This window comes from Clostridium ganghwense (assembly GCF_026735165.1).
GTDB classification, from domain to species: domain Bacteria; phylum Bacillota; class Clostridia; order Clostridiales; family Clostridiaceae; genus Clostridium_H; species Clostridium_H ganghwense.
On record NZ_JAPQES010000001.1, the window covers coordinates 1,301,719 to 1,317,241 of the forward strand.

15 protein-coding genes and 1 riboswitch are annotated in these 15,523 nt (G+C 29.0%); of the genes, 7 read left to right on the forward strand and 8 right to left on the reverse strand.

The window, feature by feature from the left end:
* Position 1: 1 nt before the first annotated feature.
* Both ribD and OXH55_RS05895 read right to left on the reverse strand, forming a co-directional pair.
* Entirely contained in the window at positions 2 to 1,102 is a 1,101-nt protein-coding gene (gene ribD / locus OXH55_RS05890; protein WP_268048768.1) for a bifunctional diaminohydroxyphosphoribosylaminopyrimidine deaminase/5-amino-6-(5-phosphoribosylamino)uracil reductase RibD, read from the reverse strand.
* Positions 1,103 to 1,402: 300 nt separating this feature from the next.
* Positions 1,403 to 1,533: riboswitch (FMN riboswitch) on the reverse strand.
* Between the two features lie 88 nt (positions 1,534 to 1,621).
* Entirely contained in the window at positions 1,622 to 2,998 is a 1,377-nt protein-coding gene (locus OXH55_RS05895; protein WP_268048770.1) for a DUF5050 domain-containing protein, read from the reverse strand.
* Between the two features lie 149 nt (positions 2,999 to 3,147).
* Here OXH55_RS05895 and OXH55_RS05900 point away from each other — a divergent pair, with 149 nt between their 5' ends.
* From OXH55_RS05900 to OXH55_RS05925, 6 genes are all read left to right on the forward strand, one after another.
* Positions 3,148 to 3,339, forward strand: a complete 192-nt coding sequence (locus OXH55_RS05900; RefSeq protein WP_268048772.1) for an H-type small acid-soluble spore protein — start codon at positions 3,148 to 3,150, stop codon at positions 3,337 to 3,339.
* A gap of 28 nt (positions 3,340 to 3,367) precedes the next feature.
* Positions 3,368 to 4,843, forward strand: a complete 1,476-nt coding sequence (locus OXH55_RS05905; RefSeq protein WP_268048774.1) for a spore germination protein — start codon at positions 3,368 to 3,370, stop codon at positions 4,841 to 4,843.
* On the forward strand, positions 4,836 to 5,918 hold the full coding sequence (locus OXH55_RS05910; RefSeq protein WP_268048776.1) for a GerAB/ArcD/ProY family transporter: 1,083 nt from the start codon (positions 4,836 to 4,838) through the stop codon (positions 5,916 to 5,918). Before OXH55_RS05905 ends, OXH55_RS05910 begins: the two co-directional genes overlap by 8 nt.
* Positions 5,919 to 5,949: 31 nt before the next feature.
* Positions 5,950 to 7,032 (forward strand): GerAB/ArcD/ProY family transporter, encoded by a 1,083-nt coding sequence (locus OXH55_RS05915; RefSeq protein WP_268048777.1) that lies wholly within the window; start codon positions 5,950 to 5,952, stop codon positions 7,030 to 7,032.
* Positions 7,019 to 8,119, forward strand: a complete 1,101-nt coding sequence (locus OXH55_RS05920; protein WP_268048778.1) for a Ger(x)C family spore germination protein — start codon at positions 7,019 to 7,021, stop codon at positions 8,117 to 8,119. Before OXH55_RS05915 ends, OXH55_RS05920 begins: the two co-directional genes overlap by 14 nt.
* Positions 8,120 to 8,208: 89 nt before the next feature.
* The gene (locus OXH55_RS05925; RefSeq protein ID WP_268048780.1) at positions 8,209 to 8,451 is read left to right on the forward strand and encodes a metal-binding protein; all 243 of its coding nucleotides are present in this window, start codon (positions 8,209 to 8,211) and stop codon (positions 8,449 to 8,451) included.
* A 57-nt stretch (positions 8,452 to 8,508) separates the two neighbouring features.
* Here the strand turns inward: OXH55_RS05925 and pepT are convergent, their stop codons facing one another.
* The 4 genes from pepT to OXH55_RS05945 all read right to left on the reverse strand — a co-directional run bounded on the left by pepT (position 8,509) and on the right by OXH55_RS05945 (position 11,962).
* Positions 8,509 to 9,732 (reverse strand): peptidase T, encoded by a 1,224-nt coding sequence (pepT, locus tag OXH55_RS05930; protein WP_268048782.1) that lies wholly within the window; start codon positions 9,730 to 9,732, stop codon positions 8,509 to 8,511.
* 158 nt (positions 9,733 to 9,890) lie between these two features.
* A complete protein-coding gene (locus tag OXH55_RS05935) occupies positions 9,891 to 10,841 on the reverse strand; it encodes a DUF6263 family protein (RefSeq protein ID WP_268048784.1) in 951 nt (316 codons plus the stop codon).
* A 225-nt stretch (positions 10,842 to 11,066) separates the two neighbouring features.
* Positions 11,067 to 11,570: a Gx transporter family protein gene (locus OXH55_RS05940; protein ID WP_268048786.1), complete on the reverse strand. Its 504-nt coding sequence runs from the start codon at positions 11,568 to 11,570 to the stop codon at positions 11,067 to 11,069.
* An 11-nt stretch (positions 11,571 to 11,581) separates the two neighbouring features.
* The gene (locus tag OXH55_RS05945) at positions 11,582 to 11,962 is read right to left on the reverse strand and encodes a NusG domain II-containing protein (RefSeq protein WP_268048788.1); all 381 of its coding nucleotides are present in this window, start codon (positions 11,960 to 11,962) and stop codon (positions 11,582 to 11,584) included.
* Positions 11,963 to 12,169: 207 nt separating this feature from the next.
* On the opposite strand from OXH55_RS05945, the gene OXH55_RS05950 reads away from it, so the two are divergent.
* Positions 12,170 to 13,207, forward strand: a complete 1,038-nt coding sequence (locus OXH55_RS05950; protein WP_268048790.1) for an FAD:protein FMN transferase — start codon at positions 12,170 to 12,172, stop codon at positions 13,205 to 13,207.
* A gap of 58 nt (positions 13,208 to 13,265) precedes the next feature.
* Here the strand turns inward: OXH55_RS05950 and OXH55_RS20195 are convergent, their stop codons facing one another.
* Entirely contained in the window at positions 13,266 to 13,574 is a 309-nt protein-coding gene (locus tag OXH55_RS20195; protein ID WP_418921831.1) for an Ig-like domain-containing domain, read from the reverse strand.
* A 1,154-nt stretch (positions 13,575 to 14,728) separates the two neighbouring features.
* On the reverse strand, positions 14,729 to 15,295 hold the full coding sequence (locus OXH55_RS20200; RefSeq protein ID WP_418921832.1) for a methyl-accepting chemotaxis protein: 567 nt from the start codon (positions 15,293 to 15,295) through the stop codon (positions 14,729 to 14,731).
* Between the last annotated feature and the right edge of the window lie 228 nt (positions 15,296 to 15,523).

A 15,523-nucleotide genomic window follows, 5' to 3' on the forward strand; every position in this document is an offset into this window, starting at 1 on the left:
TCTACTCACCCCTTTTTATATAAGCTTCTATCATCACATCTTCTCCAAATCTTGATACTTTCATATTTCCAAAAGTAATAGCATCTCTCATGTATTCTCTACCATTTCCTCCTACAGGAGTTTTGGCTTTTTCCCCTCCAACAATTTTAGGAGCTATAAAAGAAATTACCTTATCTACAATACCTTCATCTAAAGCTGAATAATTAAGAGTACTTCCTCCTTCTAACAAAACACTATCTATATCTCTTTCTCCTAATTCTTTCATCAAATGCTTAAGATCAACTCTACCATTCTTGGTAGGTGTTATTATTACCTCTGCTCCTTTTTTCTCTATCTCCTTGATTTTCTCTTTGCTTGCCCTCTCAGTAACTACAACAATAGTTTTTGCTTCTGAATTAAGATTTAAAACTTTTGCTTCTAGTGATATTCTTCCACTGCTGTCTACAATTACTCTAATTGGATCAGCACCTTCTTTTTCTTCTAACCTAGTAGTAAGTTTAGGGTCATCTGCCAAAACAGTTCCGATACCCACCATTATTGCAGATACTCTATTTCTTATTTGATGCACATACTTTCTAGATAATTCATTTGTAATCCATTTTGAATCACCAGTATAGGCAGCTATCTTTCCATCTAAGGTCATAGCAGTTTTCATTATGCCAAAAGGAAGCTTTGTAGTTATATATTTTATAAAAATATCATTAAGCTCTTTTACTTCATCTTCAAGAACACCACATGTTACCTTTATACCTGCTTCTTCTAATATACTTATGCCTCTTCCCGCTACCAGCGGATTAGGATCCTTCATACCAATTACTACTTCTTTTATGCCATTTTTAACAATAGCCAAGGCACAAGGTGGAGTTTTGCCATAATGAGAACATGGCTCTAAAGTAACATACATCTTTGCACCATTAACATCTTCTACGGCATTTCTAAAAGCATTTACTTCTGCATGAGGTCCTCCATAAAATTCATGGTAGCCTTCTCCGATTATTTTATTATCTTTAACGATAACGGCACCAACTAAAGGGTTAGGCTTAGTATATCCTTCTCCTCTTTTAGCTAACTCAATAGCTCTTTTCATATATTCTTGGTCCATTAAATCACCTCGAATTTTATAAAATTAATTTATATTAAATTTTAGATTTCAATAACTTTAACTTAAGGGATTTTTTGATGGAAGAAAATTTAATTGATTATTAGATATGATGCCCTTATGAGAATTAAAAATGTGTGGGCATATATATTAACACCTATGAATTGAAATTATTAACTTATCCGCAACATTAATCCAAAAACAAAAGCCCTGAAAATTATATTTTCAGGGCTTAATTATACAAATTAACTGCATGTGAATAAATCAACAATAATTCACATTGATATCAGTATACAAAATCCATTAATCCATTCTACCATCCAGACTTTACTGTCGGTACTGGAATCTCACCAGATCAACAACAATACAACTTGTACTATTGCTCGCGGACTATAACCGCCGGTCGGGAATTTCACCCTGCCCTGAAGGATTAAAGCTATCCTTTATTAAGTTTTAAAATGTTTACACGTAAAGAATATCACTTCTTCAACTTTATGTCAATATGAATTGTTAAAAAATTCTCTAAAGTTGTTCTTGGAAATATTCTACATCTTTGTCTCCTGTACCATTCTTATTAATTTTCTTTCTTATCTCACCATTTCCCATTCCAGTATCAAAATACTCTTTATAATAAATCCACTCTCCTGATACATTTATATCTGTTGAAAATACATTACGCAGCTTTGTTTTTTGTGTTCCATCTATTTGCATCTTATATAGTGTTGCACATTCCATAGTTGAATATCCTGTTGACATTTTAATTGGATCTGAGTCGTTTGAATAATATATCCATCCATCATTAACATTTAAACAAAATGCAGAATCATCAGATACTTTTATATCCTTACTGCCATCTAGAGAAACTTTATAAATTTTATTATTATCAGAATGATTTATATAATAAACTTCATTTCCTACTGTGTTTATATGATATCCTTCATTCTTTGTAAGCTGAATCTTATTTGTACCATCTGTCTTAATTTTATATATACTTCCTACGTATCTTGCTCTAAGATTCTTAAAATACTCATTATCTATTGTATTATATATAATCCAATTTCCACTTAAATTAATTTCTGTAACTTCATCATCACAAAGCTTAACTTTATTGCTTCCATCTAAAGCTGCTTTATATAATTTATTTTCATCTGAACGATTCACATAATATATACTGTCTCCTGTAATAACACAACTTTCTGCATTATCTAATACTTTTGTATCACCTGTACCATCTGTTTTTACCTTATATAAATTATTTTGCCAATCTTTTTCGCCAGACTCAAATAATTCATAATATAACCAATCGCCTACAATATTTAAATTTGATGCATAATACATCTTTTTCTTATTTATTTTTGTTAACCCTGTACCATCTTTTTTCATTTTGTATAAATCTGCTACATCCCAATATTGACTTGAAGTAAAATAAAGAAAATCGTCTTTTTCTGTAACCCAGCCTTGGTTTACAGTATTACCTGATGTATTCCCTAATTCAATATTTGAATTTTCAGGTATATCAATATCATTTTTAATATCAAACTTAAAATCTACTTTTTTATTTAACTTTTTATTGTTTTTAGAATAAATTTTATCTTCTATTGTTAAAACATAGTTCTCGCCTTTTTTATATCCATTTACAGGTGATTTAACTAAAATAGCTTCCCCATTATCAGCCGATGTTATGGAAACCTTTACTTCATTATTTTTACTATCCTTAACTACAATGCTCTTCTTTACATTATCATTGACTTCAACTGAATCACTAAATCTAATTTTCCATGCCTTATTACTATCTACACTCTTACCATCTGGTATGTTTTTAGCTTGTACAAAAACTGGTTGAAAAGCAAACATAGCAAACATACTTACAGTAACTAAATTTCTACAATATTTTCTCATCTTTTTACCTTTACCTCCAATATTTATTATTTTATGATTACTATTTATAATTATATAATATTTTCCTGATTAATAAAACAACCTATTTCCCATATACATGGTATATTATGTATTATTCTTACAAACACTAATTTAAAGGAGGTGCCCTTATGTTAAGCATAGATAGAGCCAAGAAAATAATGCAATCCGAATCAAACATTGAGGTTATATATAATAATGTTCCTATATGGATTGAAGATATAAATGAAAAAAGAAATTCAGTACAAGTTAGAAATTTAAGAGATAATAATTGCCTGGTAGTATCATCTTCTGATTTAACTGAAACAGGAAGAATTCTTTAATTAAAAATATAAACATGGAGGTATTATTATGGAAAAATCACTTCTTACAAAAAATTTTAAAAATAATATAGATTTAATTTCAAGTAAAATACCTTCAAATTCAAATTTTATAATTAGAGATTTAATTTTAAAAGGAAATATAAAATGTGTTATTTTGTATATAAATGGTCTTTCAAACCAAGAGTATATAGAACGTGGTATAATTTATCCTCTTTTATTTAAAATAGATGAGGAATTAGATAATAGAGAAAATATTTGTTCCTATCTTACCCAAAGGTATATATCTTGTTATGATTGCAAAATAACACAAAATATAAATGATATATGTTATAGCTTAAAACATGGTAAATGTATTATATTAACAGAAAATAATGATTCCTGTATTATATGCAACACTATAGGGGGAAGTTATAGATCTATCACAGAATCAACTATAGAAACTGATATAAGAGGTGGAAAAGAATCCTTTGTTGAAAGTTTAGAAATTAATATAGCACTTATACAGCAAAAACTGAAAAATAAAAATTTCAAAATGGAAAGTTTTATTATAGGAGATGAAAGCGAAACAGATGTAGTCCTTATGTATGTAGAAAATATTATTGACCCTAAAGTATTAAATAACATAAGAGAAAAACTAAAATCCATAAAAGCTCCATATATCCCAGATGTAGGTTATTTATCTCAACATATGGAAGAATATACGTTTTGTAGTTTTGCGGAAACCAAAGTAACTGAAAAACCAGGCAAAGCTATATCAGATATGCTTCAGGGTAAAGCTGTGATAATGTTAAATGGTTCTCCTCAAGTAATTATATTACCTGCAGTTTTTATAGAATTTTTTCAAGCCTTTGAGGACTATTCAAATAGATTAGTTTTAGGTAATTTTGATAGACTTTTAAGAATTGCGGCTATTATTATTGTTTTATTACTTTCTCCTGTATATCTTACTTTATTGGAATATAACGTTAGATTTTTACCTTTACCCCTTATTAAAGTACTTATAAACTCAAGACTTGGAATACCTCTTTCTCCATTTTTAGAAGTACTGTCCATGGAACTTATAATTGAGTTTTTAAGAGAAGGGGGAATAAGACTGCCTACCCCTATAGGGCAAACGCTTGGTATAGTTGGTGGTATAGTTTTAGGAGAAGCTGCAACTAAAGCAGGGATAGTAAGTTATGTTACCCTTGTGGTGGTTGCAGTAGGAGTAATTTCAACCTTTGTTATACCTAACTATGAAATGAGTATTACTATTAGATTTTTACGATTTCCTCTAATAATTTTGGCTAAACTATTCGGTTTTTTTGGAATAATATCAGGTTTATACATTATATTTCTATCCATAGTTAGTAAGGATTCTTTTGGTATACCTTATTTTTCTCCTTTTGCCCCTTTAAGAAGCAGTGGTCTAAGAGATACTATTTTAAGAGCTCCTTTAAAAAATTTGAATTCAAAACCTAAGATTTTTAAATTTACTAAAAATAAGGAGAAAAAAAATGAATAGTAAAATAACTCAAAGGCAATATATAGCTATTATTCTAAGTTCTTTTATAGGAGTTGGAATTATGTCTCTAGCATCAGATGTATGTGAAAAAGCCCAGCAAACTGGATGGATATCTGTTTTCATAGGATGTTTATATCCTCTTATTCTCCTACTTATAACCTCTTATATAGATAACAAAATGGATCATAATGATTTTTGGGTCATAATCAAAAAACTATATGGGAAATATCTAGGTTGTATAATATTGCTTATGTTTATAATAAATTCCTTTTTCTTTCAAGCTGACATTATAGCTAGTTATAGCAATATATTAAAGAGTTCAATTTCTACCATGTTTCCTCATGTTATAATAGTATCCACAGTAGTTTTATTAAGCATAGCTAGCACTAGAAAAGGTCTTACTATAATAGGTCGCTTGTCTGAAATTTCTCTTTATTTTATAATTCCTATGGTATTTATTCCTATAGTTTATCTTCGTAGAGGAGATATTACTAATTTACAACCTTATTTTAATTCTAGTGAAACTGTTCTCTCTGCAGTTCCTAAAAGTTTATTAGCCTATAATGGAGCAGAAATATCTTTCTTTATAATTGCTTCTATATATAACAGAAAAAGCACTAAAAAATCTGCTATCGTTGCTAGTTTAACAGTTGCAGTACTATACACCTGTACAGTACTTATGACTATATACTATTTTGGATGGGAACTAACTTCACAACTTAAATTTCCCCTCCTATTTCTATTTAAACAAGTTCGCCCTCCAATTTTTTCTGATTTTACAGCTATATTTATGATAATTTGGAGTACAACTATAATGATAACTTTATCTATTGAACAATTTTTTCTTTGTTATAGTGTTTCTAAACTGTTTAACTTGAACTACAAAAAAAGTTGTGATATAGTTTTACCCTTTTTATTAATAATGTCATTAATTGCTGCAATTTACGATACATTTAGGATAAAACTAGTAGGTATTGCCTCTCCCTATCTTGCAGGATTGGTTTTTATATTTGCATTAATATCTTTTCTACTAACTTTCTTTAGAAGTAGGAGGAAAACAAACGTAAACATCTAACTTGAACTTACTAAAACTGAGGAGAAGAAACATGAATAGCAAAATAACTCAAAGACAATATACTTCTATTATTTTAAGCGCTTTTATAGGAGTTGGAATTATATCTCTAGCATCAGATGTATGTAAAAAAGCTCAGCAAACTGGATGGATATCTGTCTTCATAGGCTGTTTATATCCTCTTATTGTCCTACTTATAGCCTCTTATATAGATAACAAAATGGATCATGATGATTTTTGGAACATAATCAAAAAACTATACGGGAAATATCTAGGTTATATAATATTGCTTATGTTTATAATAGATTCCTTTTTCTTTCAAGCTGACATTATAGCTGGTTATAGTAATATACTAAAGAGCTCAATATCTGATATGTTTCCTCATATTATAATAGTATCCATAGTAATTTTATTAAGCATAACTACCACTAGAAAAGGTCTTACCATAATAGGACGTTTATGTGAATTTTGTCTTTATTTCATATTTATTATTATATTTACTCCTATAGTTTATCTTGATGGAGGATATATTACTAATTTACAGCCTTATTTTGATTCTACTGAGAAGATTATATCTGCAGTTCCTGAAAGTTTATTTGCTTATCAAGGTTCAGAAATAGCTTTCTTTATAATTGCTTCTATATCTAATAGAAAGAGTACTAAAAAATCTGGTATTTGGGCTACTTTAATGACTGCATTACTATATACCTTTACAGTATTTATGAGTATATATTATTTGGGATGGGAACTAACTTCACAGCTTAAATTCCCCGTTCTGTTTTTATTTAAACAAATGCAACCTCCAATTTTTTCTGATTTTACAGCTCTATTTATGATAATTTGGAGTACAGTTATAATAATAACTTTATCTATTGAACAATTCTTTCTTTGTTATAGTATTTCTAAAATGTTTAACTTGAACTACAAAAAAAGCTGTGATATAGTTTTACCTTTTATATTAATATTGTCATTAATTGCTGCAATTTACGATACATTTAGAATAAAAGTAGTCGATATTGTAACTCCTTATCTTGCATTATTGATTTTTATATGGGCAGTAATATCTTTTATACTAACTTTTTTAAGAGTAGGAGGAAAAACAAATGCAAAAATCTAAATTCTTGATTTTAATTTTATTTATACCTTTAGTTTTTTCTGGATGCTTTGGTTATGAACCTATAGAAAAGTTAGGAATAGTAGTTGGTATAGGAAATGATTCATACGAAGAAAAAAAGTCTCAATATTCTAGCACCTTCGAAATACTAGTGTTTAAAGGTAATAATGAGATAGATAGTGTAGCATTAGAAGGTAAAAGTAACACTATATATACTACTATCAATGAACGTCAAGTTAAAGAAAATAAATTCTTAGTTACAGGTGCAGAACAAGTTTATCTATTTAGTGAGGAAAGAGCTAGAGCTGGCGTAAAAGATGTACTTGACGCTTTCATACGAGACTTTATGAGAAATGAAAAAAGCTTTGTTGCTGTAAGCAAGCAGTCAACAAAAGAAGTGTTTTCTCTTAAAACCCCTTTTGCTATTTCTACTTCAGAAAATTTACACGGACTCTTAGAATTCGCTCATAATGCTAATTTTTTCTCTCCACATATTAACTTACTTAGATTTATGCGAATGTATACTCAGGAAGGTAGAGATATAGTTGTTCCCTATATTCAAATAAAAGAAAACATTCCACAAATTACAGGATTAGCTTTATTTAAAGGTGATAAAATGATAGTAAAAGTATCTCTAGAGGAAGCTAGCCTAATAAATTTATTAAGATCAAGTGATGGAAAAGGTTTTTTAAGTGTAACTTCTAAAAAACCTGAAGAGTATATTGACTTTAATGGTAAAAACAAAAGAAAAGTTAAAGTTTCAAAAGAAAATGGAAACTTAAAATACGATATTTTTGTTAATCTCAACGGTTACTTAACTGTCAATTCTTTAGTAGAACAAAATAAAACCTTAGCTGAACCTGAAAAAGTAGGAAAAATATTTGCAGAACAACTTGAAACTGCTCTAAATAATGAAATATCTAAAATAAAAAACAACTATAAAATAGATTGTCTAGATTTAGGTAAATATGCTGTAGCAAAGTACGGTAGAGGAAAAGGGTATGGTAGTGATGAAAGTTTTTGTAATGCTAAAATAGATGTTCATGTAAATGTAAAGGTAAATTCATCTGGAAGGAAAGTAGATAAGTAGTTAATATATCTAGATTATTGTTGAAAATAAGTTTTCTTAGTGATACCATTATTTATATTAAGTAATCCTATAGAATTTGGAGGAGAAAAATGGTATTACATGATATTATGAAATACATTGAAAGTGAATATGATATTATTAATTCTACACCTTGTGAAGTTTGTGGAGATTCATATATAGCTGAAGATTTAGAAATACATATAGTAAATGATATTCCTTATGATGTTTGCATTTGTACTTGTGCAAAATGCGGTCATGAAAAATTATTCAAATTTTGTGCTCCCTTTACAGATGAAGAACTATTACAGGAAGCAAAAAAAAGTATGCAGTAAGTATACAGTAATAAAAAAATAATGTTGCGATGCAACATTATTTTTTTATTACTTTTTTTATTTTGCATATAGTTCTATTATTTTAACAATTACATCTACAGCCTTTTCCATTGCAAAAGTAGGAATAAATTCATATTTCCCATGGAAATTATGTCCACCTGTAAATAAGTTTGGAGTTGGAAGACCCATATAAGAAAGTCTTGCTCCATCTGTACCTCCTCTTATAGGAACTACCTTTGGAACCACTTCACACTCTTCCATAGCTTTAAATGCAGTATCTACAATATGTTTTACTGGCTCAACCTTTTCCTTCATATTATAGTATTGATCCTTTAGATCTAGTTCTACAGTACCTTCTCCGTATTTTTTATTTAAACTTTTCACTACACTAGACATTATATATTTTCTTTCTTCAAACTTATCTTTATCAAAATCTCTTATTATATAATTAAGCTTTGTTTCTTCAACTTCTCCCTTTATTGAAGTAAGGTGATAAAAGCCTTCGTATCCCTCTGTGTGACTTGGAGTTTCTTCATCTGGAAGTATGAAAATAAGTTCATTTGCAATTACCATAGAATTAATCATTTTGTTTTTTGCACTACCTGGATGAACATTTCTACCTTTTATAGTTATTTTAGCTCCAGCTGCATTAAAGTTTTCATATTCAAGCTCTCCAACAGTTCCTCCATCTACAGTATATGCAAAATCTGCATTAAATTTCTCAACATCAAAATGATCTGCACCAGCACCTATTTCTTCATCTGGCGTAAATCCAACCTTAATAGTTCCATGCTTTATTTCAGGATGGTTAATTAAATATTCTACAGCTGTCATAATTTCAGCTACTCCTGCTTTATCATCAGCTCCCAAAAGAGTTGTTCCATCTGTAGTTATTAAATCTTTTCCTACATATTCTTTAATTTCAGGAAAATCTTCAACCTTTAATACTATATTTTGTTCCTCATTAAGTACTATATCTTTTCCATCATAGTTTTCAACAATTTTAGGATTAACATCTTTTCCACTCATATCTGGTGCTGTATCCATGTGAGCTATAAATCCTATTGTAGGAATCTCTTTATCTGTATTAGCTGGAAGTGTTGCCATTACATATCCATTATCATCTACAGATACATCACTCATACCCATTTCATTTAGTTCCCTTGCTAACTCTTTAGCAAGAACTCTTTGTCCTTCTGTACTTGGAGTAACATTACTCTCCTCATCTGATTTAGTATCATATTTAACATATTTTAAAAACTTATTTACTACTGCTTCCATTTCCCACTCTCTCCTTCTCTATCATATATAGTAATCCAGTAGTGTCTACTAATAATTACTTACAATTGTAGACTTCAAAATCTTGCAACTGGTAACCTATGGAATAAAACCCCTACTATATATTATAATGTACATTTAATAATTTACAATGTACTAGCTTATCTTTTAGATATAGTAATTATTGTTTTTGCTTCCACAGATATAGGAAATGTTTGAGCTCCTATGTTAGGGTCATCAGAAGTAAATTTAATAGTTCCTGAATATTTACTATTCATTTCAACATATTTTGTTATACCTGTTTCTTCATCCACAGTTATTACACCATCTTGTGTTCCCTCAAACTCATAATTAATCTTTATATTGGCCAAAATTAGTGGTTTTGCATCTTCTTTTGTTTTTAGTTTTGATGCTACAGTTACTTCTGATATTTCATCCTTTCTTTCTTTAAGTGTATATTTACTTTCTGCTTCTATAGGATATTCTTCGGATATTTCTATTTTCTTTTCCCATGAATCTCCTACTTTAACTGGTTCATCAGGGTAAGCACCTGTAATATTTTGCACTTTCTTTCCTAAAGCATCCTTTCCAAACTGCTCCATAACAACTTTTTGTATTTCATCTCTTTGCTTCTGATTTTCTATATCTAGTTCAGTTATTATACTTTTAATCACTTCGTCTATTCCAGTTATTTCTTTTATTTTTCCATCTTCGCTTATCTTAACCGTAAATTTTTTTCCCAATAATGCAGAATATACTCTATTCAAATTATCCATATTTGCAGTAGGATCTCCTGAATTATATTCCAACGTTTGTCCATTATTTACCACATTCTTCATATTTATGGTATCAAAAGTAACTTGAACAGTCGCATTCTTATTGTTATCAACATCTGAAACCAAACATGAATAACTTATATTATATTTTGAATTTAATTCTATCGTTTTTCCATTTATTTCCTGTACAACTTTTTGATCTATTCCCGTTTCAATCCTATATGAATCACCTTTTTTTAATTTCAATGAAAATTTAACTTTCTCTTCCATGCAGCCAGTTAATAATAATATACTAGTTAAAATAAATACTATCAGAGTAATTACTTTCTTTTTCAAAACACTAATACCTCCTAACTTATATACTCTCTCTAATTATAGTGTTCCATGAATTAATAATTTTATATAACCTTCTACTATGTTTTATTTTATTAATAATGAAATTCTATATTAAAGAGAACAAATGTATATATTGCTATAAAGGCGCTTCACTTCACTAAGAAAGTCTAATTTATAATTTCCTATAAAATAAAAAAGATTTGATAAAATCTATCTTAGATTTTATCAAATCTTAATTCTTTTTATAAATGGCAGTAAATACTTTGATGTTAATCCTACGAAAAATCCTGTACCTAATGCAGCTACTATAAGAACTGGAAGATAAGTAACTATCATTGCATTTTCTATTACTAAAGCTGCAACTGTTATCTGTCCTACATTATGAAAAACTGCCCCAACAATGCTTATTCCTATAATACTTATTTCGTCTTTACCTAGTTTTTTAATTCCATACATTGCTAGAAAACTTAAAATTCCTCCAGCTATGCTGTATAAAAAACTTGATAAGCTTCCTCCCATTAATGTGGATAAAAGTATTCTCAGAACAATAATTAAAAATACATCTTTAAAATCAAACATGTATAACGCCAATACTGTAATTATATTAGTAAGACCTAATTTAGCACCTGGTGTAATAAATGGTACTGGTATCATTCTTTCAATCATATATAGGACTAAACCTTGTGCTACAAATAAAGAAATAAATGTTAACTTTTGTGTTTTTTTCATTAGTTTTCACCTCAAAAAGATACTTCATCTATATCTGATTTTTTTTCTCCCTTAATCTCCACCACAACTTTATGTGGAAGGCATACAAGAATATCTCCTGGCTCGTCCTTAAAGCCATCTTTAACACATATCTGATCTGGACAATCTGAATCTATGATTCTAACTCCACCATTTTCTATCTCTATAATATTTTCACCTAACTCGGTTTTAATGTCTATTCTATCTTTTTTCATTTCTTTAGTTAAAATTACCTTTTTGTACAAATTACCTTTTACATAAATCTCAGCATACTTTTGGGCATAATCAGCTTTTTTGCGTACTTTGAAGAAAATTCCTAACCCTACAGCTATACAAACACAAAAAACTATTATTATCTTATCAAATTTCTTCATAGAATCTACTCCTTCTAAAAGCTACAGTCTGTTAACTGTCATTAGTATTATATCGTTAAACAAATCTTTTGTACAATTAGAAATTTACATGAGCAACTATTAATGTAATTGATTTTTACTCTAAATTGACTTTTATCTATGCAAAGAGTAAAATTAGGGAGTCAATTAATGATATTTACACTATTAAATAAACATTGGAGGAATAAGATGTTTAAGTTTAAAAAAAGTTTACTGTTTATTCTAACATCACTTACTTTGGTGCTTTTACTCTCAGGTTGTACAAAAAAACAGCCAGAACCTATCTCAAAGGAAGGACTTTTCTTAGGAACATTTTGTAAGATTACCATATATGATGAAGCTTCTAGAGATATTTTAGAAAAGGCTTTTGATAGAATAGAAAAAATTGAAAACAAAATGACTATTAATAAATCTAACAGCGAAATCATAAACGTAAACTCAAAAGCTGGCTTAGATTATGTTAAAGTATCTCCAGATACTTTTTATGTAATCAAACAGGCCAAGCACTATTCTGAAATTTCTAGTGGTAAATTCGATGTTTCAATAGGTCCTATAGTAAAGCTGTGGAATATAGGAACTGACAAGGCTAGAGTACCTTCAGCTAAGGAAATAGAAGATAAAATACCTTTTGTTGATTATAAAAATATTTTACTAAATGAAAAAGAAAATAAAGTTATGTTAAAGAAAAAAGGTATGATTATAGACCTAGGTGCTATAGCAAAAGGCTATGCAGGTGATGAAGTTGAAAGAGTTTTAAAAGAAAATGGTGTTGAACACGCTATTATAAATTTAGGTGGAAATATTTTAACTTTAGGTTCAAAACCTGATAATAAAAATTGGAGGCTTGGAGTTCAAAATCCTTTTGATTCAAGAGGACAACATTTAGGAACTATTGAAGTATCAGACAAATCAGTTGTTACCTCTGGTATTTATGAAAGGTATATAGAAAAAGACGGTAAGCGATATCATCATATTTTAAGTCCTCAAAATGGATACCCTGTTGATAATTCCCTTGCAAGTGTATCTATTATATCTGATAAATCCATAGATGGAGATGCTTTATCTACTACAACTTTTGCTTTAGGCTTAGAAGATGGTTTAAAGCTAATAGACTCTATGGAAAATGTAGAGGCAATATTTGTAACAAAAGACTACGATATATATATTACACCTGGACTTAAAAATAATTTTAAAATTACTAATGAAAAATTCAAGTTAAAAAATTAAATTTTTTCAATAAAAAAAAGCGTAAGGTCTTATATTAATACCTTACGCTCTTTTATTATTACTTAGCTTCGAATTGAACTTTTGTTGCTTGTTGAAGTTGATCTCCATCATTTGACTTTATATCATTACTAATAAATAAGGTATATTTGTTTCCTGGCAAATATCCTTCTATAGGAATAATTCTAATAGCTCCTTTTTCTTTATCATAACTTACTTTAATATCAACAATAGTATCATTAGAATCAACTACAAATATATTAACTCCTTTTAATGTTTCTAAATCAATATTTTTATTAAACTTTATTGTCCAAACCTTATTAGTTTCAATCACTTTCTCTTTAGGCACATATTCCCTATGTTCTTCCACTTTTTTTCTTAATTTTTCTAAAACAGGACTTTGAAACTCATCTAACTTTTCAACATTATTAGAAATATCTTTCTTAAGTTTAGATATTCTATTAATTGTTTCAGTATATTGTTCACTATTAGTATCAAGCTTTCTTGATGGAGACTTAATTTGTTTCTGTATCGCATTAAGTCTATTATTTAGTGCATTTAACTTTCCAATAAAGCTGTATCCACTAATACTTTCTTCTTCTTCCACATCTTCTACATCATCTTCATCTTCATCTTCATCTTCTATTTCTTGCTCTTCTGATTCATTAGATTCTGTATCTTGGTTTACTACCTCTTGGTTTTCTGACTCACTAGCTTCTGTGTCTTGATTTACTACCTCTTGGTTTTCTGATTCACTAGCTTCTGTATCTTGATTTACTATCTCTTGGTTTTCTGATTCACTAGCTTCTGTGTCTTGATTTACTACCTCTTGGTTTTCTGATTCACTAGCTTCTGTATCTTGGTTTACTACCTCTTGGTTTTCTGATTCACTAGCTTCTGTGTCTTGATTTACTACCTCTTGGTTTTCTGATTCACTAGCTTCTGTATCTTGATTTACTACCTCTTGGTTTTCTGATTCACTAGCTTCTGTATCTTGATTTACTACCTCTTGGTTTTCTGATTCACTAGCTTCTGTATCTTGGTTTACTTCTTCTTGATTTTCTATTTCATCATTTTCTACTTCTTGATTGAAATATCCATCGATTCTAATAGATATTTTATTAATATCTTTTTCAATTTTATCTAATTTAATATTTATCTTTTCTAAAGTTCTGATTGATTTATCTTTCTTCTCTTTCTTATCCTTCTTATCCTTTTTATCCGGCTTACCCTTTTGGTCCTCCCTGACCTTGTCCACTTTTGGTGCTTTTTTACTTTTAACACTTCCATTGTCAATATTTGACTTTGGTTTTGCCAAAGCTATTGTTGAAGATGAAGAAATAAATATTCCTGTGACAATAGCTGACATAATTTTGTTAAATTTTTTCATACCAAACCCTCCTTGTATAATATATTATATTTTGGGATATAGCTCCCTTACTAAATTTTATCGTTTAATATATTGGAAAGTTTAATTTTTAGTGGAAATTTTAATCGTATTAAAATTCTTAATTTATTTAGATATTACATTTTTTCATGCCTTACTTTCTTAATCTCTGATTCAAAATCATTTTTTAATGTCTGTGCAATATCCGCTAAATGTTGACTTGCTCTAGCTATATCCTCCATAGCCATTTTTTGATTATTAGTGATTTCAGATCCTTCAGAAGTAACTTCTTCTATTTTCTTTACTAATTGAAGCATATCATTTGAAGCTAAATTTATTCCTTCGATTACTTCAAGTAATCTTTTAATAGCACTTTCACCTGCTTCCAAGCTCTTCTCTGTTTCTGTAGTAAACACTACTGTTTCTTTAACAACATTTATAATATCATCAATAGTTTTATTTATTTCCCCTGCAGATTCATTTGAACCTTCTGCTAATTTTCTTATTTCATCCGCTACAACTGCAAAGCCTTTACCATGTTCACCAGCTCTAGCTGCTTCAATAGAAGCATTTAAAGCAAGCAAATTGGTTTGAGAAGCAATTCCTTGTATAGTTGTTACTATACTTACAATAAGTTCTGATTTTTCTTTTAAGTCATTTATTTTTTCAACGGATGTTTTCATAGATTTATTAATAGATTGCATATTATCTATAACATCATTAGCGAATTCGGTACAGTTATTAGCCTTATTCTGAACATCAATTGCAGTATCTACTCCTTGTTTTGTTTGGTTATTAATTTCTATTGTTTGCTCATTTACTTCATTGGATAAAGCTACTACCTCTTCTGAAGATGCTGCAAGTTGTTCTGATACGGAACTTATTTGTTCGGAATTAGTTTCTACTGAGTTTATTAAATCTTTATATTGAGT

Coding starts and splice junctions, on each gene's coding strand:
- ribD (WP_268048768.1), bottom strand. CDS start 1,102: ATGGACCAAGAATATATGAAAAGAGCTATTGAGTTAGCTAAAAGAGGA.
- OXH55_RS05895 (WP_268048770.1), bottom strand. CDS start 2,998: ATGAGAAAATATTGTAGAAATTTAGTTACTGTAAGTATGTTTGCTATG.
- OXH55_RS05900 (WP_268048772.1), top strand. CDS start 3,148: ATGTTAAGCATAGATAGAGCCAAGAAAATAATGCAATCCGAATCAAAC.
- OXH55_RS05905 (WP_268048774.1), top strand. CDS start 3,368: ATGGAAAAATCACTTCTTACAAAAAATTTTAAAAATAATATAGATTTA.
- OXH55_RS05910 (WP_268048776.1), top strand. CDS start 4,836: ATGAATAGTAAAATAACTCAAAGGCAATATATAGCTATTATTCTAAGT.
- OXH55_RS05915 (WP_268048777.1), top strand. CDS start 5,950: ATGAATAGCAAAATAACTCAAAGACAATATACTTCTATTATTTTAAGC.
- OXH55_RS05920 (WP_268048778.1), top strand. CDS start 7,019: ATGCAAAAATCTAAATTCTTGATTTTAATTTTATTTATACCTTTAGTT.
- OXH55_RS05925 (WP_268048780.1), top strand. CDS start 8,209: ATGGTATTACATGATATTATGAAATACATTGAAAGTGAATATGATATT.
- pepT (WP_268048782.1), bottom strand. CDS start 9,732: ATGGAAGCAGTAGTAAATAAGTTTTTAAAATATGTTAAATATGATACT.
- OXH55_RS05940 (WP_268048786.1), bottom strand. CDS start 11,570: ATGAAAAAAACACAAAAGTTAACATTTATTTCTTTATTTGTAGCACAA.
- OXH55_RS05945 (WP_268048788.1), bottom strand. CDS start 11,962: ATGAAGAAATTTGATAAGATAATAATAGTTTTTTGTGTTTGTATAGCT.
- OXH55_RS05950 (WP_268048790.1), top strand. CDS start 12,170: ATGTTTAAGTTTAAAAAAAGTTTACTGTTTATTCTAACATCACTTACT.
- OXH55_RS20200 (WP_418921832.1), bottom strand. CDS start 15,295: ATGCAATCTATTAATAAATCTATGAAAACATCCGTTGAAAAAATAAAT.